The sequence below is a fragment of the Micromonospora sp. NPDC005686 genome (assembly GCF_042871665.1).
Lineage (GTDB): Bacteria > Actinomycetota > Actinomycetes > Mycobacteriales > Micromonosporaceae > Micromonospora.
The window spans coordinates 176,444-201,863 of the sequence record NZ_JBIAIY010000010.1; the positions used below are offsets into that span (position 1 = coordinate 176,444).

Sequence of the window (25,420 nt, forward strand, 5' to 3'; positions counted from 1 at the left end):
CTCTACAGTCGTGGCGAGAGGTTGTGGTCGATGCGTGCCTGCCGGGTGGGACTTGTCGGAGCCGGCGGGGTGGCGCAACGCCACGCCCGGGTGCTCACCGGCTTCGAGGACGTGGAACTGCTCGGCGTGACCGACGTCGCGCCGGACGCGGCACGGTCGCTCGCCGCCACGTACGGCGGCCGGGTGTTCCGCGACGTGGACGAGCTGCTCGCGGCCGGCCCGGACGCGGTGTACGTGTGCGTGCCACCGTTCGCGCACGGACCGGCCGAGGAGGCGGTGATCGCCGCCGGGGTGCCCATGTTCGTGGAGAAGCCGGTGGCCCTCGACCTGGACACCGCCGAGCGGATCGCGGCGCTGGCGCAACAGCGGGGACTGCTCACCGGCGTCGGGCACCACTGGCGCTACCTGCACGTGGTCGAGGAGGCCCGGCGGCTGCTCGCCGACCGTCCGGTCCGGATGGTCAACGGCGCCTGGCTCGACAAGGTGCCGCCGGTGGCCTGGTGGGCGCGGCGGGACCGCTCCGGCGGCCCGGTGGTCGAGCAGGCCGCACACGTGCTGGACCTGATCCGGCTGCTGGCCGGCGAGGCGGTGGAGGTGACCGCGTACGGCGACGGCGCCCCGCCGCCGGTCGACGGCGCCGACATCGACTCGGTGACCGCTGCCACGCTGCGCCTCGGCTCCGGCGCGGTCGGCACGCTCGCCGCGTCCTGCGTGCTCGGCTGGAAGCACCGGGCCGGCGTGGAGATCCTCGCCGACGGGCTGGCGCTGTGGCTCTCCGAGGACGGCCTGACCGTGCGCGACGGCGACGGCGAACGGCACCTGGCCGCCGACCCGGACGCCGCGCGGGTCGCCGTCGACCGCGCCTTCGTCGACGCCGTGTGCGGCCTCGGCGACGACGTGCGGGTGCCGTACGCCGAGGCGCTGCGCACCCACCGGCTCGCGCTCGCGGTGGCCGAGTCGGCGCGTACCGGCCGGCCGGTGGCGCTGCCGACCGGCCCGGCGTCCCGGCTCACCGCGGCGGGGGCGAGCGTCGATGCGTGACCGGGTGGTGGTGGTCGCCGGCCCCGGCCTGGTCGAGCTGGCCGAGCTGGACGCGCCGGAGCTGCGCGAGGGCACATTCCGGGTGGAGACGCTCTACAGCGGCGTGTCCGCCGGCACCGAACTGAGCTTCGTCAAGGGCACCAACCCCTACCTGCACGTCACCTGGGACGCCGCGCTCGGGCTGTTCCGGCCCGGCGGGGCGGGCACGCCGTACCCGGTGACCCGGCTCGGCTACATGCAGGTGGGGCGCGTGGTGGAGAGCCGGACCCCGGCCGTCGCGGTGGGCGAGGTCGGCGCCATGACGTACGGGCACCGCAGCGGCTGGGTCGCCGACCCGCTCGCCGAGCGGTTCGTGCCGCTGCCCGACGACCTCGATCCGCTGCTCGGCGTGTACGTGGCGCACATGGGCCCGATCTGCGCCAACGGGCTGCTGCACGCCGCCGCCGACCTGTGCGGCGCGGACGTGCGCACGCTCGGCGACGGCGTACGCGGGCGCCGGGTGGCGGTGGTCGGCGGGGGCGTGGTCGCGCTGCTCACCGCGCTGTTCGCCCGCCGCCACGGCGCCGCCTCGGTGGTGGTGGTCGACCCGACGCCGGCCCGGCGGCAGGTCGCCGAGGCGCTCGGCCTGGACACGCTCGACCCGGACGCGGACGACCCGGCCGTGGTGCTCAAGACCCGGTGGAACCACGCCGCCGGGGACCGGGGCGCCGACGTGGTGTTCCAGTGCCGCGGCCAGGACTGGGCGTTGCAGCTCGCGCTGCGCCTGCTGCGTCCCCAGGGCACGGTGATCGACCTGGCGTTCTACCAGGCCGGCGCGGACGCGGTGCGGCTCGGTGAGGAGTTCCACCACAACGGGCTGTCGCTGCGCTGCGCGCAGATCGGCCGGGTGCCGCGCGGGCTGGCCCCCACCTGGGACCGCGAGCGGCTGTCGGCGGAGACGATCGAGCTGCTGCGCCAGTACGGCGACGTGATCCGCAAGCACCTGGTCTCGGCCGTGGTCCCGCTGGACGAGGCCCCGGCCCTGCTGACCGACCTGGCCGAGCGCCGCCGCGCGGAGCTCCAGGTGGTCCTCACCCCCTGACCCGCTCTCAAGGCGTCGATCATGAGGTTGGCGGCGACAAAACGGACACGAAGTGCCGTCAACCTCATGATCGACGGAAGCGGACCGGAAGGGGTGGGCCCGACGCGCGGCGGGCGGGGGTCACAATCGGCTCCGGTTCGCGTACCGTTGCGGCTCATGGGTGTGTCGCAACGGTTGAAGACCAGGTTCCGTCGATTCCTCCAGCGCCCGGGGACGACAGTCGACCTGGCTCCGCTGGAGAAGCTGCTGCCGGCGATCGAGGCGCGCGAGGCGGATCTGGAGCAGCTGTCCGACGCCGAGCTGACCGAGGCCGCCGGCCAGGCCACGGGGTATGAGGAGATCTGCGCGATCGGCCGCGAGGCGGCCCGGCGCGGGCTCGACCAGCGCCCCTACGACGTGCAGTTGCTCGGCGCGATGGCGCTGCTGTCCGGCAAGGTCGCCGAGATGGCCACCGGTGAGGGCAAGACGCTCACCGCGACCGTCGCCGCGTACGGGCACGTGCGGCTGGGCAACGGTCCGGTGCACGTTCTCACCGTCAACGACTACCTGGCCCGCCGTGACGCCGAGTGGATGACCCCCGTCTACGACCTGCTCGGGCTCACCGTCGGCTGGGTCAACGAGGCGTCCACGCCCGACGAGCGGCGCGCCGCGTACGCCTGCGACGTCACCTACGTCTCGGTCAGCGAGGCCGGCTTCGACTTCCTGCGCGACCAGCTCGTGACCGACCTGGCCGACCGGGTGCAGCCGCCGCTGAAGACCGCGATCGTGGACGAGGCCGACTCGATCCTGATCGACGAGGCCCGGGTGCCGATGGTGCTGGCCGGCGCCGTCGGCGGCGAGCAGGACCCGGTGCACGCCTCCGCCGCGCTGGTGCGCGGGCTGCGCAAGGGCAGGCACTACACGGTCGCCGACGACGGCCGCAGCGTCGCCTTCACCTCGGTCGGCCTGGCCACCGTCGAGGCCAAGCTGGGCGGCATCGACCTGTACGACGAGGAGCACGTCGGGCAGCTCTCCGCGGTGAACGTGGCGCTGCACGCGCACGCCCTGCTGCACCGCGACGTGGACTACATCGTCCGGGACGACTCGGTCGAGCTGATCGACGAGATGCGCGGCCGGGTCGCCCAGCGCCGCCGCTGGCCGGACGGGCTCCAGGCCGCGGTCGAGGCGAAGGAGGGCCTGGACGCCACCGCCGAGGGCGAGGTGCTGGGCACGGTCACCGTGCAGGCGTACATCGCGCTCTACCCGACGGTCTGCGGCATGACCGCGACCGCTGTGCTCGTCGGCGACCAGCTCCGCGAGTTCTTCGGCCTCGAGGTCGCGGTGATCCCGCCGAACACCCCCTGCGTCCGCGAGGACGAGCCGGACCGGATCTACGCCACCCGCGCCGAGAAGGAGGAGGCGCTGGTCGACGAGATCACGCGCTGCCACGAGGCGGGGCGGCCGGTGCTGGTCGGCACGCTCGACGTCAAGGAGTCCGAAGGGCTGGCCGCCGCGCTCAACGCCGCCGGCGTGTCCTGCGTGGTGCTGAACGCCAAGAACGACGACGAGGAGGCCGGCATCATCGCCGAGGCCGGCGCGTACGGCGCGGTGACGGTCTCCACCCAGATGGCCGGCCGGGGCGTGGACATCCGGCTGGGCGGCAGCGACCAGGCCGACCGGGACCGGGTGGCGGAGCTGGGGGGCCTGTACGTGATCGGCAGCGGCCGGCACGACAGCCGCCGGGTCGACGACCAGCTCCGCGGCCGGGCCGGGCGGCAGGGCGACCCGGGCGGGTCGGTGTTCTTCGTCAGCCTGGAGGACGACCTGGTGGTCCGGCACGCCGGCGACACGGTGCCGCCCTCGCCCCGGATGAACGCCGACGGCCTGGTCACCGACCCGCAGGTCGACTACGCGGTCGAGCACGCACAGCGGGTCGCCGAGGGCGTCAACCACGAGATCCATCGCAACACGTGGCGCTACAGCCAGGTGATCGAGCAGCAGCGCAAGGCGCTCGCCGAGCGCCGCGAGCGGCTGCTGACCAGCGACATCGCCGCGCTGATGCTGCTGGAGCGGGTGCCGGAGAAGGCCGGCGAGATGGACGAGGATCTGCTCGCCGACGTGGCCCGCAAGATCGCCCTCTACCACCTGGACCGGCTCTGGGCCGACCACCTGGCCGAGTTGTCCGAGGTGCGCGAGGGCGTGCACCTGCGGGCGCTGGGCCGGCTCGACCCGCTCGACGAGTTCCACCGCAGCGCGGTGCCGGCGTTCAACGCGCTGGTGCCCGAGATCGAGACGCGGACCGTGGCCACGTTCGAGGAGACCGAGTTCGACGAGGGCTGGGAGCCGGACTCGTCGAAGCTGGTGCGGCCGAGCGCCACCTGGACGTACCTGGTGCACGACAACCCGTTCGGCTCGGAGCTGGACCGGCTGATCGCCTCGGTGGGGCGGCGGCTCATCTCCGGGTCGCGCTGACAGACCGGGAAACGCCCCTTCCCGGTGCGACCGGGAAGGGGCGTTTTTGCGCGGTTTCGCACGCGGTCTGCGAGGGTAGTAGGCCGGGGCCCGGCCATAGGAGGGACGGACATGGGACAGGCAACGATGCCGAACGGGGAAACCGCGTGGACGGTGGGTGCCGCGTCCCGATGAACCTCGACACGCGCCAGCCCATGATCGACAACCTCAACGTGCTGGAGACGGCCGCGCTGCTGCGTGAGCTGACCGCCGGCCTGATCGGCGTGGCCGGGTTCGACGAGGCGCTCGACCGCCTGGTCCGGATCGCCCGCGACGCCGTGCCCGGCGTGGACTGCTGCGGCTTCACGGTGCTGCGCGCCGGCGAGCCGGCCGGGGTGGCCGCCTCCGACCCGGACCGCGCCGAGCTGGACGACCTGCGACACGGTCCGGACATGCCGGCAATGGCAGCGATCCGCCGCCGCGAGATGATCGTCTCGTTCGGGTCGCCCGACGAGACGCGCTGGCCGGCCTGGAGCGAGCGGGCCCGGGCGCTCGGGGTGCGCGGGGTGATCTCCGCCCCGGTCGACGTGGACGAGCAGGTCATCGGCGCGATCAACCTGTACGCCGAGTCGCCCGACGCGCTCACCCCCCGGCATCAGCTGACCGCCATGCTGATCGCCGAGCACGCCGGTCTGCTGCTGGCCGCCGCGCGTGACCGTGAGCGGGCCGCCGGACAGGCCGGACAGGCCGACGACGCGCTGCTGGCCGAGGGGGTGGTCGGGCAGGCCGTCGGTGTGATCATGACGCAGCGCGGCTGTCCCGCGCCGGAGGCCCTGCGGGTGCTGCGCAGTGCTGCCTCCGCGCTCGACATCCCGCTGCGCGAGGTGGCCGAGCGGCTCGTGCTGACCGTCTCCCGGCCCCGGGACAACTGAGCGACAGTCGTTTCGCCTCGCGGCGCCTCGGGTAGCACTCTGGACTGGTGAGCTGCGCCGACCTGGGGAGGAAGCGATGCAGAGCCGGCTGCGGGTGCAGGGGCACTCGATCCAACCGATGCTTGTCACGTTCCCGTTCGGCCTGTTCGTCTGCGCCGCCGTCTTCGACCTGGCCGACGTGGCGGGCGGTCCGGCGTTCCTCGGTGAGGTGGGCTACTGGACCGCGGTGGCCGCGCTCGTCGCCGCCGGGCTCACCACGGTGGCCGGCCTGATCGACCTGTGGGACGTGCGCGCCGGACGGACCAGCCGGACCGTGCTGGCGTTCCACCTCGTCAACGCCGTGATGGCGGCGCTGTTCCTGCTCTCCTGCCTGATCCGGGCCAGCGCGCCGCAGCGGGGAGCGACGGGTGTCCTGCTGGCCGCCGAACTCGTCGCGCTCGTCGTCGGCGCGGTCGGCGTGGCCCTGGGCGCGCGGCTGATGCAGCAGTTCGACCGGGCCCGGGCGGCCGAGCCGACCGGCTTCGAGACGTACGGCGACGTGCCCGCCGGGGCCACCGTCGAGATCGCCCGTCCGCGTCCGTTCTGACCCCGGTTCACATCCACAGCCGAGGCCGCTGTTTCCTCATCCAGGGCCACCGGGACTGACCACGGGCCGGTGGGCGGCGGCGTGGTGCGCGGCCAGCACGTCGGCGCCGAAGTCACCGGCCGGGCGGCGCAGCACCGTGTGCGCGTGGTTGCCGTCGTCGGTGGTGTTGTCGTACTCGATCAGCAGGTCCTCGCCCTGCACCCGGTAGTAGTGCCGCCGGCCCGGCTGGACCGGGCCGGCCCAGGCGAAGTGCAGCTCGCCGCCGTCGAGCCGGGCGGCCTCCCGAGCCGCCAGCTCCGGCGGCAGCCGGTCCAGGTAGAGGGCTACCAGCCGGTCGAGCAGCGCCCGGCCGGTCGGCCCCAGCCGCCCCCGGGGTACGCCGAGCGGGTCGAGCCGGTCCGGTGCAGTGGCCCGGGTGGCGCTGATGATGTCGGCGGGCGCCTCCGCGGCGATGATCGCGGCGGCCCGGCCGTCCGGGCCGAGCGCGTCGAGCAGCTCGCGGGCCAGGTCCTCCTCCGGGCCCAGCGGCCGGGTGACCGGGCGGCCGGCGTGCCGGACGGTGGCCGGGTTGGCGCCGAGGAAGACCGGTGCGGGGGAGACCCGGTCGCCGGCGACGGTCATGCTCACGGACAGGTGGTGTCCCTCGAACCGCCAGCCCCAGCGGTCGTCGCGGGCCGGGTCGCCGAAGATCGCCACCTGGTAGTCGCCACTGTGGCGGCCGCGCCGCCAGTCCTCCGCCCGGTCCAGCACCTCCTCCAGCGCCATCACGGTCATCGCCTGCGCGTACGCGGCCGGGCTGAGCGCGGTGGCGAGCAGCCGGTGCGCGGTCTTGCGGGCGGTGACGTCCAGGCCGGCGAGCGTGACGCCGGGCCGGGGTCGCGGCCGGTACTCCAGCCAGCGGCGGGCCGGCTCGTCGTCGAGGGCGTGCCGGGCGGCGTCGCGGGCCGGCTCGTCCAGCGCCGCCAGGAACGCCGCGGCGGCCGTGCGCATCTGCTCGGGTACGGGATCCTCCACAGTCCCTGTATACCGCTCGCCGGTCACGTGCGGCCGAGTAGCGCCAGCATGTCGGGCAGCTCGAAGAACCGCGCGGTCTCGACAGCGGACGGGCCGCCGTGGTCGGGGTCGGCGCCGGCGTCGAGCAGCGCGCGGACGGTCGCCTCCTGGCGCCGGAACACGGCCGCGGCGAGCGCGGTCTGTCCCCGGTCGTTGACCCGGGCCGGGTCGGCGCCCCGGGCCAGCAGCGCGGCCACCGTCTCCGGGTGGGCGTGGTACGCGGCGAGGATCAGCAGCGTGTCGCCCTTGGCGTTGGTGAGGTTGACCGGCAGCCCGGCGTCCACGTTGGCGGCCAGCTCCTCGGTGGCGCCGGCCCGGGCCAGGTCGAACATCCGGTGGGCGAAGGCGATGGTCTCGTCGTCGAGTTCGTCGGGCATCCGTCCAGGCTATGACGTGGCGACCGGACGCGCCTGGTAGCTTGCCCAGCCGGGCACGGGAGGCGCGGGCGTGGACGATCGGGTGTACGTGGGCAACGCGGCGGTGGACGGCGCGACCGACGCGGGCTGGCTGCTGGGCCACTTCAAGCCGGCCGGGGACGTGCGGCACAGCACCGACGTGGAGGTGAAGTGGGGCGTGCACCCGGCGGGGGAGACCCGGTCCCGGTGGGCGACGGGTGAGCGGCGTACCGCCCTGCTGGTGCTGATCAGCGGCGCGTTCCGGATCGAGTTGCCGGACCGGACGGTGGTGCTGCGCGCGCCCGGCGACTACGTGGTGTGGGGCCGGGGCGTGGACCACTCCTGGTACGCCGAGCGGGAGTCCACGGTGCTCACCGTCCGCTGGCCGTCGGTGCCGGGTTACAAGGTGGAGCCGCCGGTGCGGCGGTGAGCGCGCCCCTCGTCCCAGCATTCGGTGTTACCTACTAAACCGATAGGCTTTACCGTCTAAGCTGGGGGAGCACATCCGCTCCGCACCGTGAGGACGTCCCGCCGATGACCAGCACCGTTCCCGCCGACCTGCTCGCCGTCGCCGCCCGCTGGGCCGACCCGGACGGCTGGCCGGTGCCGCTGCGCTTCGAGGCGTCCGAGCGGTGGTACGCCCGGCTGGACGCCGGCGACGAGCACGAGGTGTGGGCGCTGAGCTGGCTGCCCGGACAGGGCACCGACCTGCACGACCACGGCGGCTCGGCCGGCGCGTTCCTGGTCGTGGCCGGCGTGCTCACCGAGGAGACCGTGAGCGGCGGGCGGCTGCGCCCGCACCGGCTCGCCGCCGGAGCCGGCCGGCGCTTCGGCGTACGGCACGTGCACCAGGTCACCAACCGCGGCGACGCGCCCGCCGTCAGCGTGCACGTGTACGGGCCGGCGCTGACCCGGATGACGCGGTACCACCTCGTCGACGGCCGGCTCCGGATCGCCGAGGTGGCCCGGGCCGGCGTGGCCTGGTGAGCCCTCGCAACCCCGACGAACGGAAGGACGCCACGATGGCGCAGACCTCCACCCGCACCGAGCGCTGTCCGGTCCCACCGCCCGGCTCGCGGGGCATCGACGAGATCCTCGCCGCCGCCCGGGCCCGCCTGCGCCGCCTCGACCCGGAGCAGGCCCACCTGGCGTGCCGGGGCGGCGCGCTGCTGGTGGACATCCGCCCGGCCGCCCAGCGCGCCGCGCAGGGCACCGTGCCCGGCTCGCTCGTCGTCGAACGCAACGTGCTGGAGTGGCGCTTCGACCCGCGCTGCGCGGCCCGGCTGCCGCAGGCGACCGACTACGACGTTCCGGTGATCGTCCTCTGCCAGGAGGGCTACACCTCGTCGCTGGCCGCCGCCGCGCTCCAGGACATCGGCCTGCACCGGGCCACCGACGTCGCCGGCGGCTTCGCCGCCTGGCAGATCGCCGGCCTGCCCACCCTCGGCCCCACCCCGCCGACCCGACCCTCGTCCGCCGCGCCCCCGGTCACCGCCGGCGGGGCGCTCCGCTGACCGTCCCGCCGCGTCCGGCGGGGCGGGGCGACCGCCCGCACAGGAGGCTCCCATGTCCGTCGTCGCCCTCACCACCCGTCCGGCCCGGCCGGGCCGCCCCGACCGGGCCGTGCCGCCCCGGCCGCGTACCGCACCGACGCTCACCATCACGCTCGACCTCGGCGCCGGGCCGCTGACGCCGGGCCTCGCGCGCCTGGTCGACCTGCTCGACGAGCTCGCCGCCACCGGCGAGGGACTGGCCGGGCCCGACGGCCCGGCCGGCCGGGCCGTGCTCGACCTGCGCCGTGGCGAGGCGCCGGCGCTCGCGCCCGGCGGCGTGCGCATCCTCACCGGCACCCGGCGGGTCCGGCACGGCGGCGCCGAGGTCATGCTCACCCGCATCGAGTACGACCTGCTGCTGTTCCTCGCCGAACATCCGCGCCGGGTGTTCACCCGCCTGCAACTCCTCGCCAACGTCTGGGGCTACGAACACGCGGTGGCGCGCACTGTGGACGTGCACGTCCGCCGGCTGCGGGCCAAGTTCGGGCCGGACACGCCACTGGTGACCACCGTGTACGGCGTGGGCTACCGCCTCGCCGACGACGCCGCGATCACGGTGGACCGCGACGCCTGACCCCGGCCCGGCCGGCACGCGGCGCACCCGGGATCGGCGGGTGCGCCGCGGTCACGTCGCCGACGTGCCGCCATCGTGACACCCGGGGAGACCCCACTACCAGAGGCGATTCGGCGCTCTGCTGTAATCAACGGGCTTCGCACACAGAGCGAGCACACGGCTCCGATGCGTTCGTCAAATGTCACATTCATGCAACGCAGCCGCCCCTTGACCCTCGCGGAGACGCCGGGAAGCATCGATGCAGCGGCGTCCCGGGCCGTGGGGAGATACCCGGACCAGCCCAAGGAGGACCATGTCGGTCAGCCCCGCCTCGTCGCGCGCCGGATGGCATACGTCCCAACCCGCGGTCCCCGGTCGGCCCCCAGGCGGGCAGCGTCGTCCCGCGAACACCACGGCGCCGATGCTCACCGTCACCCTCACCATCCCGCTGGCGTGCGAGGAGTCGCTCACCCCGGCCGCCCGCCGGCTGCTCGACGCCGCCCGCGAGATGCTCGAACGCGGCGACGCGGTGGTCAGTGCGGGCACCGTCCCGGCCGAGCGCCGGCCCGACGCCGTCCCGGCCGGTCGCGCCCCGTCGCGCCCGCTCGCCCCGACCATCCCGGCCCTGCACATCCTCGCGTCGTCCCGGTCGGTGCTGCGTGACGGCGAGCCGCTGCCGCTGACCCGCCTGGAGTTCGACCTGCTGCTGCACCTGGTCGCCCACCCGCGCCGTGTGTTCACCCGGCTGCAACTGCTGAACGCGGTCTGGGGGTACGAGCACGCCGGCGTCCGCACCGTCGACGTGCACGTGCGCCGGCTGCGCGGCAAGGTCGGCGTGGACGTCCCGCTGGTCACCACCGTCTACGGCGTCGGCTACCGGCTCGCCGACGACGCCCGCGTCACCATCGACCGCACGGGCTGACACCGGGGACACCACCCGCCGAGCCCCGCCGGACGGAGCCCCGACCGCCCGGAGCAGATCACGTGGTGACCCGCCCGCCCGCGCGGCACGATTGTCCGATGCGCGTGCGCCCGATCAGCCCCGACCGGCTCGTCACGGAGCTGGCCGAGCGTCTCGCCCGCACCGGGACGCCCGGCCGGCTGCGGGTCGCCGTGGACGGCCCACCCGCCGCCGGGCCGGACGCGCTCGCCGAAGCGCTCGTCAACCCGCTGCGCGCCGCCGGCCGGCCGGTGCTGCACGTCCGCGCCGACGACTTCCTGCGCCCCGCCTCGGTGCGCCTGGAGCACGGCCGCACCAACCCGGACGCGTACTACGAGGGCTGGCTCGACGAGCCCGGACTGCGCCGCGAGGTGCTCGACCCGGCCGGCCCGGACGGCTCCGGGCGGCTGCTGCCGTCGCTGTGGGACGCCGCCGCCGACCGGGCCAGCCGCGCCGCGTACGTGGATCTGCCGCCCGGCGGGGTGGTCCTGGTCAGCGGCGCGCTGCTGCTCGGCGGCGCGCTGCCGTTCGACCTCACCGTCCACCTCGTGCTCTCCCCGGCGGCGCTGGCGCGGCGCACCGACCCTGCGCTGCGCTGGACGCTGCCCGCGTTCGCCCGCTACGCCGGCGAGGTCGCCCCGGCGTCCTTCGCCGACGTGGTGGTCCGGGCCGACGACCCGCGCCGTCCGGCGCTGGTCGAGGCCGCCTGACCAGCGGTTACCAACTCACGGGAAACACTCAGGAAACAGCCGGTTTGGCCCGCTGAGGGCGTGGGTAATCGCCCGGCTCACAGAGCACGGGTGATCTCGTCGCCCGCGCATCCACAGTCGGACCGGGTCTGGGGCGCTGGCCGCCCCGGTCCGGCGTAGGAAAGGCAGGCAGCGATGCTCGTCCACGACACGACAGCCACCGGCCGCTCCCAGGCGGAGGTCGACCAGATCCGGCAGTCCCTGCGGTCGCGGTACGACGAGCTGACCGCCGAGTACGAGCGGACCCTGGCGCAGAGCCAGGTGCTGCGGCTGGTGGAGGTCGGTGACACCGCCGGCGACGACCAGGCCGACAGCGGCACCAAGACCGCCGAGCGGGACACCGCGCAGTCGCTGCTGCGCACCATCCTGGACCGGCGGGCCCAGTTCGAGCACGCGCTGACCCGCCTGGACGAGGGCACCTACGGCAACTGTGAGGGCTGCACCGACCCGATCCCGGTGGAGCGGCTGGAGATCTTCCCCGCCGCCACCTCCTGCGTGACCTGCAAGCAGACCCGGGAGCGGCGGGCGGCCTGAACGCCGTTCCGGTTGCCGGTCGGTCCTCCAGCACGGTGAACCCCTGCCATGGGTGAGATCAAGGTGGGCACCGCCTCGTGGACCGACCGGACGCTGCTCGACTCCGGCTGGTATCCGGCGAGCGCCGACACGCCGGAGAAGCGGCTGTCCTACTACGCCCGGCAGTTCCCGCTGGTCGAGGTGGACGCCACCTACTACTCGCCGCCGGCCGAGCGGACCGCCCGGCTGTGGGCCGAGCGCACGCCGCCCGGGTTCACGTTCAACGTCAAGGCGTTCAGCCTGCTGACCGGCCACCCCACCCGCGTCTCCGCGCTCTACAAGGACCTGCGCCCGGAGACGGACAAGCGCAACGTCTACCCCGACGACCTGCCCGCGCAGGCGTACGAGGAGGTCTGGACCCGGTTCCTGTCCGCCCTCGACCCGCTCGTCGACGCGGGCAAGCTGGGCGCGCTGCTGTTCCAGTTCCCGCCCTGGTTCACCATCAAGCGGGACAACAAGCAGTACCTGCTGGAGGTGGCCCGGCGGTGCGCGCCGCTGCGCCCGGTCTTCGAGTTCCGGCACGCCTCCTGGTTCGACGGTGACAACGCCGAGGGGACGCTCGGCTTCCTGCGTGAGCACGCGCTGCCGTTCGTCTGCGTGGACATGCCGCAGGGACACAAGTCGTCCGTCCCCCCGGTGCTGGCGGCCACCGCCGACCTCGCGGTGGTCCGCTTCCACGGCCACAGCGACAAGTGGACCAGCAAGGACATCCACGAGAAGTTCGGCTACGACTACTCGAAGCGGGAACTGCGCGACTGGGCGCCGAAGCTGCGGGAGCTGTCCGGCGAGGCCGAGCAGACGCACGTGCTGATGAACAACTGCTTCCAGGACTACGCGCAGCGCAACGCCACCACGCTCGCCGGCCTGCTGGACGCCTGAGCGTCTCACCCGGTCCGGGTGAGGCCCACTCACCCGCCCCCGTCGCAGCATGGACAGTGGCGCCGCCCAGGCGCCGCGACGAGGAGGTGGGTCATGACGGTACGGGTGGTGGCGGACCGGCGCCGCGGTGGCGTACTGCACGTGATCGGTGGCTCCGAGGCGCCACGGCGGGGCGAACGGCCCGGCCGGTTCAGTCCGACCCGGCTGTGGCGGGGCCCCAGCGGCCCGCCGCGCCGCGCCGAGGACCGACGCTGGGAAACCGAGGCACGGGGGTGAGCCCGATGGCCGAGCAGCTGTTGTCCGCGTTCGAGTCCTCGCTGGACAAGACGAACGTGATCCTCAAGGAGATCGAGTCCGCGTACGGCTGGCCGAAGGAACGGCGCAACCAGTCCTACGCCGCGTTGCGCACCGTGCTGCACCTGCTGCGCGACCGGCTGCCGGTGCGGGAGAGCGTCGAGTTCGCCCAGCAGTTGCCGGTGCTGGTGCGCGGCGTCTACTTCGACGGCTGGCAGCCGGAGAACGTGCCGATCAAGCTCAACCGCGACGACTTCCTGTACGAGGTGCGCCAGGGCTTCCCGTACGACGTCGAAGGCGGCGCACAGCGGGTGGCGCAGGTCGTGCTGGACACGTTGCGCCGACACGTCACCCAGGGGGAGTGGCAGGACGTGAAGGCCACCCTGCCGCAGGACCTGCGTCAGATGATTCCCTGACCCTGCACCGGACCGGCCCGTCCCGCCCCCTCGGCGGGGCGGGTCTCCGGCGTGCGCGAGACCGGCAGCCCGGCCCGCCGGGCCAGCCCGGCGAACGCGACCGCGTCGACGATCGCCGCGCCCCCCGGGTCGTTGTTGAAGTAGACGTACGCCGGCTCGCCGTCGCCGAACGCCTCGGCCAGCCGGCGCACCCAGCCGGCCAGCGCGGCCCGCCCGTAGCGCGGCCACGGCCGGGCCCGTCCCTCGTGCAGCCGCAGGTAGCCGAAGTCGGTGGTGCGCCACAGCGGGGTGACCGGGCGGCTGAGCCGGTCGGCCCAGACCAGCGCCGCCCGGTGGCGCTCCAGCACCCGCCGGGTCTCATCGGTCCACCAGGACGGATGGCGCGGCTCGACCGCGACCCGCACGTCGGCGGGGAAGCGGCGCAGCACCTGGGCCAGCGCGTCCGGGTCGGCGCGCAACGTCGGCGGCAGCTGCACCAGCACCGGCCCGAGCCGGTCGCCCAGCCCGGACGCCCGGTCCAGGAACCGGTCCACCGGCTCGGCCGGGTCACGCAGCCGCTTGATGTGCGTCAGGTAGCGGCTCATCTTGACCGCCACGCAGAAGTCGCCGGGAGTACGCTCCCGCCACGCGACGAACGTGTCCCGCTCGGGCAGCCGGTAGAACGCGTTGTTCACCTCGACCGTGGCGAACTGCCCGGCGAAGTGCTCCAGCCAGCGCCGCTGCGGCAGACCGGCGGGGTAGAACCGCTCCCGCCAGTCCCGGTACTGCCAGCCGGACGTGCCGATCAGGAACATGGCCGCGCCCTACTGAAGGTTGATCCGGAACACCTCGAACGCGGCGCCGAACCGCGCGCCGAGCCGGCTGCCGGCCGGCCGGGCCATGCCCTCCAGGAACTCCTCGGCGTCGAAGCCGCCGTCACCGAGCCCGCTCAGGTACGCCCCGTGCGCCCGCAGCGAGGCGACGCCCTTGTCGAACGTGTCCGTCACGTCCACCCCGTGCCGGGCCACCGGCGACCCGGCCGCCCACACCTCGCGTACCCGCGGCCACGGCTGGACGCCGCCGGTCAGCTGCTCCGGGAAGATCCACCGGTTGCCGGCGTCGCGGACCGCGTCCAGCGTAGCCCTGCCGCAGGCGATGTGGTCGGCCTGGTTCAGCGCGTACGCCCCGTCCCAGGTCTCCCGGAAGTTGTTCGTCAGCACCACGTCCGGCCGGTGCCGGCGCACCACCTCGGCGATCGCCCGGCGCAGCGGCACACCGTACTCCAGCAGCCCGTCGGGCAGGCCGAGGAACTCCACGGCGGACACCCCGACCACCGCGGCGGAGGCGCGTTGCTCCTCCTCCCGCACCACCCGGGCGCGCTCCGGCGGCATCCCGTCGATGCCCGCCTCGCCGCTGGTGAGCAGGCAGTACACGACCTCCTTGCCCTGCCCGGTCCAGCGCGCCACCGCGGCGGCGGCGCCGAACTCCAGGTCGTCGGGGTGGGCCACGACTGCCAGCGCCCGCTGCCAGTCCTCGGTCAGCGGGGTGAGCGGCTCCGGCTGCGTCACGTGCGTCTCCTCGCGTGAGTCCTCCCGCCATCCTGGCATCCGGCCCTCCCTGCCGCTTGCCCCGTGAACCGTCCGTACGACGGCCTCCGGGCGTCTACGGTGTGGTTAGAGAAGATCGGGCGTGGGGTACCACCCGCTGCACACGGACCCCGGCACGACGCGGGGCGGCACACCGAGGGAGCACCCATGGCATTGAACGACGACGACATCCAGAGCAGCGGTGGCAGCGGCCTGGAGGGCCCGGCCGACGGCGGTGCGACGCCGGGTCAGCACGACGGTGGCGCGGACGGCGGCGCCGAGGGCCCGGCCGACGGTGGCGCGACGCCGGGTCAGCACGACGGTGGCGCGGACGGCGGCGCCGAGGGCCCGGCCGACGGTGGCGCGACGCCGGGTCAGCACGACGGTGGCGCGGACGGCGGCGCCGAGGGCCCCGCTGACGGTGGCGCGACGCCGGGTCAGCACGACGGCGGCGCCGACGGCAGCGCCTGACAGATGAGCACCACGCACGTCGATCCGCCGGGTGGCCACGGCCGCCCGGCGGTTCCGTCCTCCGCGACCGAGGCGCTGGCCCGGTGCGTGGCGGTGGATCCGGCGAAGTTCGCCGCCGACCACTGGGGGCGCAGCCCGCTGCTGTCCCGCGCCGCCGAACTGCCCAACCCGCACGGCTTCACCGACCTGCTCGGTCCCGCCGACGCCGACGAGCTGCTCAGCCGCCGCGGCCTGCGTACCCCGTTCCTGCGGGTCGCCAAGGACGGTCAGCTCGTGCCGGCGGCGCGGTTCACCGGCGGCGGTGGCGCGGGCGCCGAGATCGGCGACCAGGTCCTCGACGAGAAGGTGCTGACGCTGTACGCCGACGGCGCGACGCTGGTGCTGCAGGGCCTGCACCGCATCTGGCCGGCGATCGTCGACTTCACCCGCGACCTGGGCGCCGCGCTGGCCCAGCCGTTGCAGGTGAACGCCTACCTGACCCCGGCCGGCAGTCAGGGCTTCGCCACCCACTACGACACCCACGACGTCTTCGTGCTCCAGGTGGACGGACGCAAGCACTGGCGGATCCACCCGCCGGTGCTGGCCGACCCGCTGGAACGCCAGCCGTGGGGCGGCCGGGCCGACGAGGTCGCCGCGACCGCCGAGGGCCGCCCCGAACTGGACGTGGTGCTCGAACCGGGCGACGCGCTCTACCTGCCGCGCGGCTGGCTGCACAGCGCCCAGGCGCAGGAGTCCAGCTCGCTGCATCTGACCGTGGGTATCCGGGCGCTGACCCGGTACGCGGTGGTCGAGGAGCTGCTCGCGCTCGCCGCCGAGGACGTGCGGCTGCGCGCGAGCCTGCCCTTCGGTCTGGATCTGGCCGACCCGGACGTGATCGAGCCGGAGCTGACCGAGACCGTCGAGGCGCTGCGCGACTGGCTGCTGCGCGCCGACCCGGCGGCGGTGGCCGGCCGGCTGCGGGCCCGGGTCTGGCCGGCGTCCCGCCCGGCCCCGATCCGCCCGCTGGCCCAGGCCGAGGCGCTGGCCCGGCTGACGCCGGACAGCGAGGTCACGGTGCGCGGAGGCCTGCGCTGGCAGCTCGCCCCGGCCGCCGACGGCCGGATCACGCTGCGGGTGCCGGACCGGACGCTCACCCTGCCCGGCACCTGCGAGGCGGCGCTGCGCGCGCTGCTCAGCGGCGAGGTGACGAGGGTCGGCGACCTGCCCGGCCTGGACGACGACGCCGACCGCCTGACGCTCACCCGCCGCCTCCTCAAGGAGGCGGTCCTGGTCCCCGCCTGACAGGCGATCGTGAGGCCGACCGGCGCGCTGCGACGGCGTGTCGCGTCGCCGACCTCGTGACCGGTCAGCGGGCGTACGTCGCGGTCAGCAGGAGCAGGGTCGTCACCAGACCCGAGGCGGCCACCAGGATCATCGGGCGCGGGGTCAGCACCGCGTGCCGCCGGTCGGCCAGCAGCCGGGCCGGCGCCAGCCCGATCACCGGACCGAGCAGCGTCACCACCAGGGCCAGCACCGGCAGGCCCACCGCCAGGTCGCCGCTGGAACCGGCGCCCAGCGCCCGCGCGCCCACCCCCAGCGCGTACGCCACCAGCGCGCCGCCGATCCCGCACGCGATCAGCAGCGGGTTCACCGAGCCGGGCAGCTCGCCCGGCGCCCCGGTGCGCTCCAGCAGTTCCCGGACCGCGCGCAGCAGCGGCACCGGATCCCCGGCGGCGCCCCGGACCGGGCCGGGCGGGTCACCCAGCCGCCGGGTGCTCCCGCCCAGCCGGGCCCGCAACTGCGTCCACAGGTGAGCGACCTCGCCGTCGACGCGCTCCACCAGCAGGGCCGCCTCGGCCGCCTCCTCCTCGGCCTGCCGGACCTGCTCGCCGGCCTCGGCGACCGCCCGGTCGGCGGCGGCCACCTGCTGGGCGTACCAGGTGTGCGCCTCGGCCCGCTGGGCGGACACCCGGGCGGTCAGCTCGGCGAGCCGGCGGATCTGCGCGCTGTACGTCTCACTGGCAACCGGTTCGTTCATCGGGAGGGACCATAAGGGATGATCACCTGTCCGGTGCGGTGCACCGCCCGGTCGAAGTAGAGACCGCGCCACGGCCGGGGATACCAGTCCGGGCCGCCGCTGCCCGGATAGAGCGAGGAGCCCAGCTCGCCGCCCTGCACGTCCAGCGCCACCCAGGCGCCGATCTGGTCCGTGCGCGCGCCCGCGCCGCCCAGGTCCACGCGCATCCGGGCCACGCCACGCCACCAGGCCAGCACGTGCGTACGCCGTTCCGGCCCGTCGTGCAGGATCCGGCGCAACTGCTCCAGCCCGGTACGCGTACCGGCCTTGCCGGCCAGCGCCGCGGCCGCCGCGTCCACCGCGTACAGCAGCAGGAAGTGCGGGGTATGCGTCGCGCCCGGCGCGCCCAGTCCGTCGCCCACCTCGGCCATCAGCTCCGGCACGGTCTCCTCGTCGTACCAGGAGGCGTCGCCGGCCAGGTCGTCGTACAGGGCGCGGGCGGCCGGGTCTGCGTCCGGGTCCAGGCAGGCGATCGAGAACCGGGCGGTGCCGGGCCGGTACTGCCGGGCCAGCGAGCGGGCGGCGGCGTCCAGCACCGCGCACGCGTCGTCCACCCGGGTGCCCAGCACGGCCAGGTTGCGGCCCGGCGCGCGGGGCAGCCGCAGCGCCGCCGAGCGGGACTGCACGTCGATGATCTCGCCGAGCAGCGCCACCGGGCTGCGCGGCACGCCCTGCTCCGGCGCGGTCAGCGCGCGGAAGTCGGGCGCGTCGTCCAGCCTCGGGATCGCGTCGCCGTCGAACAGCCGGGCCGGCGCCGCGTCCTGCGGGCGCATCCGCCACAGCCGGTGCTGAAGCTCGCTCCACGTCTCCCAGTCGCTGGCCGACGGGATCCGGGCCACCTCGTTCCCCTCGGCCAGGCCCGACTCGGCGTTGATGACCGCGTGGTGGCGGGGCAGCGACTGCGCGGCGTCGTTACGCTCGGCCAGGATGCGCAGCGCCTTCGGCAGCGCGATCCGCAGCGTGAACTGCGCGACCAGCGCGGGCCGTCCCCACAGCGCCTCGATGCCGCGCACGTCCTGCGACGCGAGCACCAGGTGGATGCCCTGCGACCGGCCCCGCCGGGCCAGGTCCTCCAGCAGGTCGGCGGCCTCCCGGGCGAGCACGTCCCGGCCGGCGAGCAGCGCCTGGAACTCGTCGACCACCGCCACGATGCGCGGCCAGTGCCCGTCCGGGTCCACCGCGCGCAGCTCGGCCAGCTTGGTGACCTCGTGCTTCTTCGCCGCGTCGGCGCGCCGGCGCAGCTCCTCGGCCAGGAAGCGCAGCAGCGCCAGGCCGAACTCCCGGTCGGTGTTGACGTTGATGCCGACCAGCCGCATGTGCGGCAGCCAGCTCGGGTCGCGCCGGCCCTGCGCGAACCGGGCGAAGGACACGCCCTCCTTGAAGTCCAGCAGATAGAACTCCAGCTCGGCGGGGGAGTAGCGGGCGGCGAGCGCGCCGATCCAGGCGAAGATCAGGTTGGTCTTGCCGGTGCCCGACGGGCCGCCGATCAACGCGTGCGGCGGGTAGTCGCCGAGCGTGAGCAGCACCTGCCGCCCGTGCGGGCCCTCGCCGACCGGCGCGGTGAGCCCGTGCGCCGAGTCCTCCCGCCAGTACTCCTCCGGAGGCGGGAGCAGGTCGGTGAACGGCGTCGGCGGCGGGCCGGCGGCCACCCGGGACGCGACGGCGCGGCAGGTCTCGGTGACCAGGGCGGGCGGCGGCGGCGCGTCGAGCACCACCGGCAGCCCGGCGATGCGGGCGTCGTCCGGCTCCACGGTGATCCGGGTGACAGTCGGGTCGTCGGGCAGCTCGATGCCGCGGACCACCAGGTGCACGCCGCAGGCCGCCCCGGTGCGGACCACCCGGTCGAGCTGGCCGCGCTCGTGCCGGGACAGCTCGTCGCCGCCGAGCAGCACCGCCACCCGCCACGGCTCCGGGCGGCGTCCGGTGGCGGCGGCCAGCTCGCGCAGCGAGCCGTACTCACCGGCGAGCACCGTGGCGTTGATCCGGCGGATCTGCTCCACCAGGTCGTCCAGCAGCCGGCCCAGCCCGCCCGGCCCGACGAACGTGAGCAGCCCGGCGGTGCCCAGCGGCGCGAACCCGGCCAGCCCGCCACCCAGGTGCTCCGGGTCGTATCCGTACAGCCGTACCGCGCCCGGGTCGGCCCGCCCGACCGAGCGCAGCAGCAGCGCGGGCACCACGGCGGCCAGGCCGGCCCGGTCGCCGCCGGCCAGGTGCGCGTGCCCGACGTCCAGCAGCGGGACCAGCGCCGGCACCGGTTCGGCGCCGTCGAGGCGTACCGTGCCGATGCGCGACGCGCCCGGCGGCTCGGACCGGCCGGCGGGCGTGGCCTGCCAGCGGTCCCAGGGCGCGGACGCCGCGCCGGGCGCCTCCCGCTGCGCCGCGGCGGCGGCCCGCCGGGCCAGCTCGGCCAGGCGGGCGGTGTGCCGGGCGTCGATCTCGGCGAGGCGCCGGTCGCGCGCGGCGCCCACCCGGGCGGGCACCGCCGCCGCGGCCCGGCGGGTACGGGCCAGCCGCTCCCGCCCGGCGGCCAGCTCGGCCTCGGCGGCGGTGAGGCGGGTACGGGTGGCGCCCAGGGCCTCGGAGAGCATCCCCCGGGCCCGCGTCACCAGTTGAGCGCGGACGTCAGGCACGGGGCGGCTCCGGTTCGTCGGTGTCCTTCGGCAGGTCCCGGCCGAGCCGGTCGAGCAGCACGGCGGTGAGCACCCCGGCGGTGACGGCCGGGTCGGCGGCGTGCGGCTGCTCCGCGTCGTCGCCGCGGCGCGGCGGGGGCATCCGGCAGACCCGGGTCAGCAGCGTGTCCAGCACCGGCGGCGGCAGCCCGGGCAGCAGGTCACGGACCCGTGAGTCCAGCGCGCCGCGCAGCCGGGGCAGGTCGTCCGCGCGGGGCGGATGGCCGAGCAGCTCACCGGCCAGCTCGCGCAGCAGCGGCGGGGTGATCGCGGCCAGTCCCAGCCCCACGTCGGCGTGCGCCCGGCGCAGCTCGCGGCGCAGCCGGTCCCGGTCGCCCGAGCGGACGCCGGCGACCACCCGGCGCAGCAGCTCGTGGGCGTCCCCGACGCGCTCGTCCGGCTCGTCCGGCGGCCCCTCCCGGCCGCCGGTCAGCTCCGCCACCCGCACCGCCCACCAGCGCCGTACCGCCGGCTGTTCGCCCGGCTCGGCGGCCGGGCCGGGCGCGGGCGGGTCCTGGCCGCGTGGCGTGTCGTGCCGGGGCCGCCCCTCGCCTTGCGGCGTCGGGCGCGCGCCGTCGGGGGCCAGCCCGATCGCGGCCAGGTACGCGGTGAGCTGCTCCTGCGCCACGCGCAGCGCGTAGCCGGCGGTCTCGGCGTGCTCGGTGGCCGAGGACAGCTCCGGCACCCCCATCGGGTCGGACGACTCCTGGCGCACCCAGCGCAGCCGCTCCTGCGCCTGGCCGAGCTTCTCCAGCGCGGCGGCGAGCTGCGCGAGGGGCAGTTCCTCGGCGGCGGCGCGGACCTGCGCGCCGATGTCCTCGACGATGGACACGGCCGGGCCTCAGAGCGTCGCGACGTAGAGCTGTGCCTGCTCCACCGCGACCAGTGTCGCGGCCAGGCACTCCTCCAGTTCCTGACCGGCCTGTGTCAGCGAGGCCTGCGCCGCCTCGACCGTCTCGTGCCCGCTGCCCTCCAGCGCGCCGGCCAGCGTCTGCTGCGCCTCGGCCAGCTTCTCGCCGGCTGCCTGCACCGCTGTCTGGCCGTCACCGATCTGCTGGAGAGCGACATCGATGGCTGCCTTCAGCTCGGCAACGCTCGCCACGGGGACCTCCTGAGGGCGAAAGAGATCTCCATTACAACCCATCGGAACGGGTGGACGAACATCCACCCTCGCACCGTTGCGACCCGCGTGTCCGGTTCCCGCCTTGACGTGCGCGAAGACCCTGACCGCCGGTCCCGTCGGCGGGCGCCGTGGTCCCGGCGGCGGGACCGGCCGGCTAACGGCCCAGCCAACGCGGGCCGCGTACCTCCGCACCGAGCGCGGTCACCCGCTCGCGCAGTCCCCGGTCGGCGGTGACCACCACCCGCCGCCGGTCCGGCGCGGCGGCGACCAGCTCGACCACCGTGTCGTCGCCGGAGCCGGGCGCGGACACCACCTCCACGCCGGGCGCGGGCGGTGTGTGCCGGGCCGCCCCCTCCACCACCAGCACCACCCGCACCGGCGGCGGCAGCTCCGGCGGCACGCCCGCCTCGCCGACCGGCGCCAGCGCGTCGCGCAGCCGCGCCGCCGCGCCGGCCCGGTCCCGCCACCAGCCGTCCGGGCGCGAACCCACCACGTTCGCCCCGTCCACCACCAGCAGCGGTCTGTCATCCATGCCCCCAGCCTGCCATCCGGTCGCGTTTGTCGCGCCGACCGCCGGGTAGCCACCGCCGACCGTGCCGCGCGTGCCGGGCGCCGGTCGTGCCGACTGACTGCGGAGGACGATGATGATGGGACCGGGCGACTTCGGCAACGACCCCTGGGACGAGTTCCTGGCCCGATACTTCGGCCGGGGCGAGGGGGGACGCCGACCGGCGCACCGGGTCGACATCACCCGCCTGATGACCGCTGACGCCCGGGAGATGCTCGCCGACGCGGCCCGCCGCGCCGCCCAGAAGCACAGCAACGACCTGGACACCGACCACCTGCTCTGGGCGGCGTTGCAGCGGGAACCGCTGCGCGACCTGGTACGCCGGGCCGGCGCCGACCCGGACGCGCTGCTCGGCGCGCTGGGCGGTCACGGCGACGGCGCGCCGCGCGGCGAGGTGCCGCCGAACCTGTCGCTGACCCCGGCGGCGAAGCGGGCGCTGCTGGACGCCCACCAGCTCTCCCGCGCGATGGGCGCCAACTACATCGGTCCCGAGCACATCCTGATGGCGTTGCCGCTGAACCCCGAGTCGCCGGCCGGCCGGATGCTCGCCGCGGGCCGGATCCAGCCCGAGTCGTTGCAGGCCGCCAGCGCCGAGCGCGGAGCGGCGACCGCCCCGCGTCCCGATCACGGAACCCCCACGCTCGACCAGTACGGCCAGGACCTCACCGAGCTGGCCCGGATGGACCAGATCGACCCGGTGATCGGCCGGGCCGACGAGATCGAGCAGGCCGTGGAGATCCTGTCCCGGCGGACCAAGAACAACCCGGTGCTGATCGGCGAGGCCGGTGTCGGCAAGACGGCGATCGTGGAGGGCCTGGCCGAGCGGATCTGCGACGGCGACGTGCCGCAGACGCTGATCGGCAAGCGGGTGATCCAGCTCGACCTGGCCGGCCTGGTCGCCGGCACCCGCTACCGAGGTGACTTCGAGGAGCGGCTGAAGAAGGTGATCGACGAGATCCGCGCCCACCGCGACGAGCTGATCATCTTCCTGGACGAGATCCACACGCTGGTCGGCGCGGGCGGCGCCGGCAGCGAGGGCGGGATGGACGCGTCGAACATGCTCAAGCCGGCCCTGGCGCGCGGCGAGCTGCGGGTGATCGGCGCGACCACGCTCGACGAGTACCGGCGCAGCATCGAGAAGGACGCCGCGCTGGCCCGCCGGTTCCAGCCGGTGCTGGTGCCCGAGCCGGGGGTGGAGGACACCGTCGCGATCCTGCGCGGCCTGCGCGACAGGTACGAGGCGCACCACCAGGTCCGGTTCGCCGACGAGGCGCTGGTCGCCGCCGGTGAGCTGTCCGACCGGTACATCACCGACCGGTTCCTGCCGGACAAGGCGATCGACCTCATCGACCAGGCCGGCGCACGGGTGCGGCTGCGCACGCGTACGCCCGCCGAGGACGTGCGTGAGCTGGAGCAGCAGCTCGACGAGACCCGCCGGGACAAGGAGCAGGCGGTCTCCGACGAGCAGTACGAGCGCGCCTCCGCGCTGCGCGACCGGCTTGCCGAACTGGAGGAGCAGGTCCGCCGGGCCCGCGGCGACGAGGGACCCAACCACGTGCCCGAGGTGGGGCCGACGGAGATCGCCGAGGTGGTCTCCCGGGCCACCGGCATCCCGGTCACCCAGCTCACCGAGGAGGAACGCGACCGGCTGCTGCGCCTGGAGGGCCACCTGCACGAGAAGGTGATCGGCCAGGACGACGCGGTCAGCGCCGTCGCCGAGGCGGTACGCCGGTCCCGCACCGGGCTGGCCGACCCGGACCGGCCGATGGGCAGCTTCCTGTTCCTCGGCCCGACCGGTGTCGGCAAGACCGAACTGGCCCGCGCGCTGGCCGAGGCGCTGTTCGGCGAGGCGGACCGGATGGTCCGGGTCGACATGAGCGAGTTCCAGGAGCGGCACACCGTCAGCCGGCTGGTCGGCGCACCGCCCGGGTACGTCGGCTACGAGGAGGCCGGTCAGCTCACCGAGGCGGTACGGCGTCGCCCGTACGCGGTGGTGCTGCTGGACGAGATCGAGAAGGCGCACCCGGACGTGTTCAACATCCTGCTCCAGGTGCTCGACGAGGGACGGCTCACCGACAGCCAGGGCCGAACCGCGAACTTCAAGAACACCGTGCTGATCATGACCAGCAACCTCGGCTCGGAGCTGATCACCGGCACCCAGCGCACTGTCGGCTTCGCCACCGGCGCGCCCGGCGAGCGGGAGGGCGACGAGCTGCGGGAGCGGCTGATGCGCCGGCTCCAGGAGAACTTCCGCCCGGAGTTCCTCAACCGCATCGACGAGGTGATCGTCTTCCAGCGGCTGGAGGCCGAGCAGCTGCGCCAGATCACCGGGCTGCTGCTGGAGGAGACCCGCCGCCGCATGCACGCCCAGGACATCCAGGTCGACTTCAGCACGGCGGGCGTCGACTGGCTCGCCGAGCACGGCTACCAGCCCGAGTTCGGCGCCCGCCCGCTGCGCCGGGTGATCCAGCGCGAGGTCGACAACCGGCTGTCCCGGATGCTGCTGCAGAACGAGGTCTCCCCGGGGCAGAAGGTCACCGTGGACACCCGCGACGACCAGCTCGTCTTCGACGTCACCGCCGGTGAGCGGGGCTACACGCCGGCCACCACGTCCCATCCCCGATGACCGGGCGGGGCTCGTCCCGGCCGAGCCGGGACGGCCGCCACCGAAGGACCGGAGGGCGGACATGACCGAACCCGAGGAAGTCACCGACGACGACACCGGGGCCGGCGAACCGATCGAGGCGACCCCGACGGCGAACCCGTCCCGGGTGCGGGTGCCGCCGGAGGGCCAGAGGCAGCACACACCGAACGAGGGCGAGCCGGCACCCGGGCCGCCGCCGGCAGAGGAGGCGTGATGGTACGCGAGGCGCGACTCGACCCCGAGGTCGAGGTGATCTGGGACGACTTCCACGCCGAGGTGAACGTGTCCTCCGAGACGCTGCGGCAGTGGCTGCTCACCCGCGGGTCGGGGGAGGAGGCGTTCGGCCCGAACCCGGACCTCGACCTGCCCGAGCCCGGCCGGCAGATCCTCGCCGTGCTGCGCAAGCGCAAGGTGGACCTCACGCCGGAGGACATCGAGGTGATGCGGGAGGCGATCAGCCGGATCCGGGAGCTGACCGCACAGCGGCCACGCCGGGGCAACGCCGACGACGAGTGGCGCCACGCCCTGCTCGACCTCGGACACGACGTGCTCGCCGAACGCTGAGCCGGCACGACGGCGCCCGGGCGGATCACCCGCCCGGGCGCCGTCGGCTACTCCGACTCCAGGCTGGGCAGCCGCAGCCCGGCCGCGTCCGCCGCGGCCTGCCGGTCGGCTCGGGCACGTTCCTCGCGGCTGAGCAGGTCGGCGTACTCGGTCACGTCGGCCGGGCCCGGCACCTCCGGCAACCGGCGCAGGAACGCCTCCACCTCGGCGGCGGTGGTGGTGTGCGCGGCAGCCGCCTGGCGCAGCAGTTCCCGCTGGTCGGCGGCCGGATACAGATCAGTCATG

General features: G+C 75.0%; 29 protein-coding genes. 19 read left to right on the plus strand and 10 right to left on the minus strand.

The features are described from left to right. Positions 1 to 30: 30 nt before the first annotated feature. The 5 genes from ACFYON_RS22955 (at position 31) to ACFYON_RS22975 (ending at position 6,070) form a co-directional block, all read left to right on the plus strand. Complete coding sequence (locus ACFYON_RS22955; RefSeq protein ID WP_354871844.1) at positions 31 to 1,041, plus strand: Gfo/Idh/MocA family oxidoreductase; 1,011 nt, start codon at positions 31 to 33, stop codon at positions 1,039 to 1,041. Next, complete coding sequence (locus tag ACFYON_RS22960) at positions 1,034 to 2,122, plus strand: zinc-binding dehydrogenase (protein WP_354871847.1); 1,089 nt, start codon at positions 1,034 to 1,036, stop codon at positions 2,120 to 2,122. The genes ACFYON_RS22955 and ACFYON_RS22960 overlap by 8 nt, the downstream gene beginning before the upstream one ends. 156 nt (positions 2,123 to 2,278) lie before the next feature. After that, positions 2,279 to 4,573: an accessory Sec system translocase SecA2 gene (secA2, locus tag ACFYON_RS22965; RefSeq protein ID WP_355095639.1), complete on the plus strand. Its 2,295-nt coding sequence runs from the start codon at positions 2,279 to 2,281 to the stop codon at positions 4,571 to 4,573. A 170-nt stretch (positions 4,574 to 4,743) separates the two neighbouring features. Beyond that, a complete protein-coding gene (locus ACFYON_RS22970) occupies positions 4,744 to 5,484 on the plus strand; it encodes a GAF and ANTAR domain-containing protein (protein WP_355095637.1) in 741 nt (246 codons plus the stop codon). A 76-nt stretch (positions 5,485 to 5,560) separates the two neighbouring features. Next, positions 5,561 to 6,070 carry a DUF2231 domain-containing protein gene (locus ACFYON_RS22975; protein ID WP_355095635.1) on the plus strand — a complete coding sequence of 170 codons (510 nt, stop codon included), beginning with the start codon at positions 5,561 to 5,563 and terminating at the stop codon, positions 6,068 to 6,070. Between the two features lie 36 nt (positions 6,071 to 6,106). Here the strand turns inward: ACFYON_RS22975 and ACFYON_RS22980 are convergent, their stop codons facing one another. Beyond that, the gene (locus tag ACFYON_RS22980; RefSeq protein WP_355047603.1) at positions 6,107 to 7,084 is read right to left on the minus strand and encodes a DUF3500 domain-containing protein; all 978 of its coding nucleotides are present in this window, start codon (positions 7,082 to 7,084) and stop codon (positions 6,107 to 6,109) included. A gap of 23 nt (positions 7,085 to 7,107) precedes the next feature. Then, on the minus strand, positions 7,108 to 7,500 hold the full coding sequence (locus ACFYON_RS22985; RefSeq protein WP_355047604.1) for an ankyrin repeat domain-containing protein: 393 nt from the start codon (positions 7,498 to 7,500) through the stop codon (positions 7,108 to 7,110). 70 nt (positions 7,501 to 7,570) lie between these two features. Here ACFYON_RS22985 and ACFYON_RS22990 point away from each other — a divergent pair, with 70 nt between their 5' ends. From ACFYON_RS22990 to ACFYON_RS23030, 9 genes are all read left to right on the plus strand, one after another. After that, positions 7,571 to 7,948 (plus strand): signal peptidase I, encoded by a 378-nt coding sequence (locus ACFYON_RS22990; RefSeq protein WP_120570125.1) that lies wholly within the window; start codon positions 7,571 to 7,573, stop codon positions 7,946 to 7,948. A 104-nt stretch (positions 7,949 to 8,052) separates the two neighbouring features. Then, positions 8,053 to 8,505, plus strand: coding sequence for a cysteine dioxygenase family protein (locus ACFYON_RS22995; RefSeq protein WP_354871864.1), 453 nt, complete (start codon positions 8,053 to 8,055; stop codon positions 8,503 to 8,505). Positions 8,506 to 8,540: 35 nt separating this feature from the next. Next, positions 8,541 to 9,032, plus strand: coding sequence for a rhodanese-like domain-containing protein (locus ACFYON_RS23000; protein ID WP_354871867.1), 492 nt, complete (start codon positions 8,541 to 8,543; stop codon positions 9,030 to 9,032). A 52-nt stretch (positions 9,033 to 9,084) separates the two neighbouring features. Then, positions 9,085 to 9,645, plus strand: coding sequence for a winged helix-turn-helix domain-containing protein (locus tag ACFYON_RS23005; RefSeq protein WP_354871869.1), 561 nt, complete (start codon positions 9,085 to 9,087; stop codon positions 9,643 to 9,645). Between the two features lie 292 nt (positions 9,646 to 9,937). Further along, positions 9,938 to 10,546, plus strand: coding sequence for a winged helix-turn-helix domain-containing protein (locus ACFYON_RS23010; RefSeq protein ID WP_354871871.1), 609 nt, complete (start codon positions 9,938 to 9,940; stop codon positions 10,544 to 10,546). 98 nt (positions 10,547 to 10,644) lie between these two features. Beyond that, positions 10,645 to 11,274 carry a uridine kinase gene (locus ACFYON_RS23015; protein ID WP_354871874.1) on the plus strand — a complete coding sequence of 210 codons (630 nt, stop codon included), beginning with the start codon at positions 10,645 to 10,647 and terminating at the stop codon, positions 11,272 to 11,274. Between the two features lie 174 nt (positions 11,275 to 11,448). Beyond that, on the plus strand, positions 11,449 to 11,847 hold the full coding sequence (locus ACFYON_RS23020; RefSeq protein ID WP_354871877.1) for a TraR/DksA C4-type zinc finger protein: 399 nt from the start codon (positions 11,449 to 11,451) through the stop codon (positions 11,845 to 11,847). 48 nt (positions 11,848 to 11,895) lie between these two features. After that, positions 11,896 to 12,765, plus strand: coding sequence for a DUF72 domain-containing protein (locus ACFYON_RS23025; RefSeq protein WP_354871879.1), 870 nt, complete (start codon positions 11,896 to 11,898; stop codon positions 12,763 to 12,765). Positions 12,766 to 13,046: 281 nt separating this feature from the next. Next, a complete protein-coding gene (locus tag ACFYON_RS23030) occupies positions 13,047 to 13,475 on the plus strand; it encodes a DUF2267 domain-containing protein (RefSeq protein ID WP_354871882.1) in 429 nt (142 codons plus the stop codon). Here ACFYON_RS23030 and ACFYON_RS23035 read toward each other — a convergent pair. Then, on the minus strand, positions 13,460 to 14,269 hold the full coding sequence (locus ACFYON_RS23035) for a DUF72 domain-containing protein (RefSeq protein ID WP_354871884.1): 810 nt from the start codon (positions 14,267 to 14,269) through the stop codon (positions 13,460 to 13,462). The two genes, ACFYON_RS23030 and ACFYON_RS23035, sit on opposite strands and share 16 nt — an antisense overlap. A gap of 9 nt (positions 14,270 to 14,278) precedes the next feature. Continuing rightward, the gene (locus tag ACFYON_RS23040; protein ID WP_387189440.1) at positions 14,279 to 15,022 is read right to left on the minus strand and encodes a PIG-L deacetylase family protein; all 744 of its coding nucleotides are present in this window, start codon (positions 15,020 to 15,022) and stop codon (positions 14,279 to 14,281) included. A gap of 186 nt (positions 15,023 to 15,208) precedes the next feature. Between ACFYON_RS23040 and ACFYON_RS23045 the strand changes: the two genes are divergently transcribed. Next, on the plus strand, positions 15,209 to 15,511 hold the full coding sequence (locus ACFYON_RS23045; RefSeq protein ID WP_073829703.1) for a hypothetical protein: 303 nt from the start codon (positions 15,209 to 15,211) through the stop codon (positions 15,509 to 15,511). 3 nt (positions 15,512 to 15,514) lie between these two features. Continuing rightward, positions 15,515 to 16,792 carry a cupin domain-containing protein gene (locus ACFYON_RS23050; RefSeq protein WP_387189414.1) on the plus strand — a complete coding sequence of 426 codons (1,278 nt, stop codon included), beginning with the start codon at positions 15,515 to 15,517 and terminating at the stop codon, positions 16,790 to 16,792. Positions 16,793 to 16,856: 64 nt separating this feature from the next. Here the strand turns inward: ACFYON_RS23050 and ACFYON_RS23055 are convergent, their stop codons facing one another. From ACFYON_RS23055 to ACFYON_RS23075, 5 genes are all read right to left on the minus strand, one after another. Continuing rightward, positions 16,857 to 17,528 carry a hypothetical protein gene (locus tag ACFYON_RS23055; RefSeq protein WP_387189412.1) on the minus strand — a complete coding sequence of 224 codons (672 nt, stop codon included), beginning with the start codon at positions 17,526 to 17,528 and terminating at the stop codon, positions 16,857 to 16,859. After that, complete coding sequence (locus tag ACFYON_RS23060; protein WP_387189410.1) at positions 17,525 to 20,197, minus strand: FtsK/SpoIIIE domain-containing protein; 2,673 nt, start codon at positions 20,195 to 20,197, stop codon at positions 17,525 to 17,527. Before ACFYON_RS23060 ends, ACFYON_RS23055 begins: the two co-directional genes overlap by 4 nt. Further along, on the minus strand, positions 20,190 to 21,068 hold the full coding sequence (locus tag ACFYON_RS23065; protein WP_354871899.1) for a hypothetical protein: 879 nt from the start codon (positions 21,066 to 21,068) through the stop codon (positions 20,190 to 20,192). The genes ACFYON_RS23060 and ACFYON_RS23065 overlap by 8 nt, the downstream gene beginning before the upstream one ends. Positions 21,069 to 21,077: 9 nt before the next feature. After that, a complete protein-coding gene (locus tag ACFYON_RS23070; RefSeq protein ID WP_013286060.1) occupies positions 21,078 to 21,338 on the minus strand; it encodes a hypothetical protein in 261 nt (86 codons plus the stop codon). A gap of 175 nt (positions 21,339 to 21,513) precedes the next feature. Next, positions 21,514 to 21,891, minus strand: a complete 378-nt coding sequence (locus tag ACFYON_RS23075; RefSeq protein WP_354871903.1) for a hypothetical protein — start codon at positions 21,889 to 21,891, stop codon at positions 21,514 to 21,516. Between the two features lie 112 nt (positions 21,892 to 22,003). Here ACFYON_RS23075 and ACFYON_RS23080 point away from each other — a divergent pair, with 112 nt between their 5' ends. From ACFYON_RS23080 to ACFYON_RS23090, 3 genes are all read left to right on the plus strand, one after another. Continuing rightward, the gene (locus ACFYON_RS23080; protein WP_354872122.1) at positions 22,004 to 24,553 is read left to right on the plus strand and encodes an ATP-dependent Clp protease ATP-binding subunit; all 2,550 of its coding nucleotides are present in this window, start codon (positions 22,004 to 22,006) and stop codon (positions 24,551 to 24,553) included. A gap of 61 nt (positions 24,554 to 24,614) precedes the next feature. Continuing rightward, complete coding sequence (locus ACFYON_RS23085; RefSeq protein ID WP_354871906.1) at positions 24,615 to 24,785, plus strand: hypothetical protein; 171 nt, start codon at positions 24,615 to 24,617, stop codon at positions 24,783 to 24,785. Then, entirely contained in the window at positions 24,785 to 25,135 is a 351-nt protein-coding gene (locus ACFYON_RS23090) for a DUF3140 domain-containing protein (RefSeq protein WP_354871909.1), read from the plus strand. Before ACFYON_RS23085 ends, ACFYON_RS23090 begins: the two co-directional genes overlap by 1 nt. A 47-nt stretch (positions 25,136 to 25,182) precedes the next feature. Here the strand turns inward: ACFYON_RS23090 and ACFYON_RS23095 are convergent, their stop codons facing one another. Next, the gene (locus ACFYON_RS23095; RefSeq protein WP_354871912.1) at positions 25,183 to 25,419 is read right to left on the minus strand and encodes a hypothetical protein; all 237 of its coding nucleotides are present in this window, start codon (positions 25,417 to 25,419) and stop codon (positions 25,183 to 25,185) included. Between the last annotated feature and the right edge of the window lies 1 nt (position 25,420).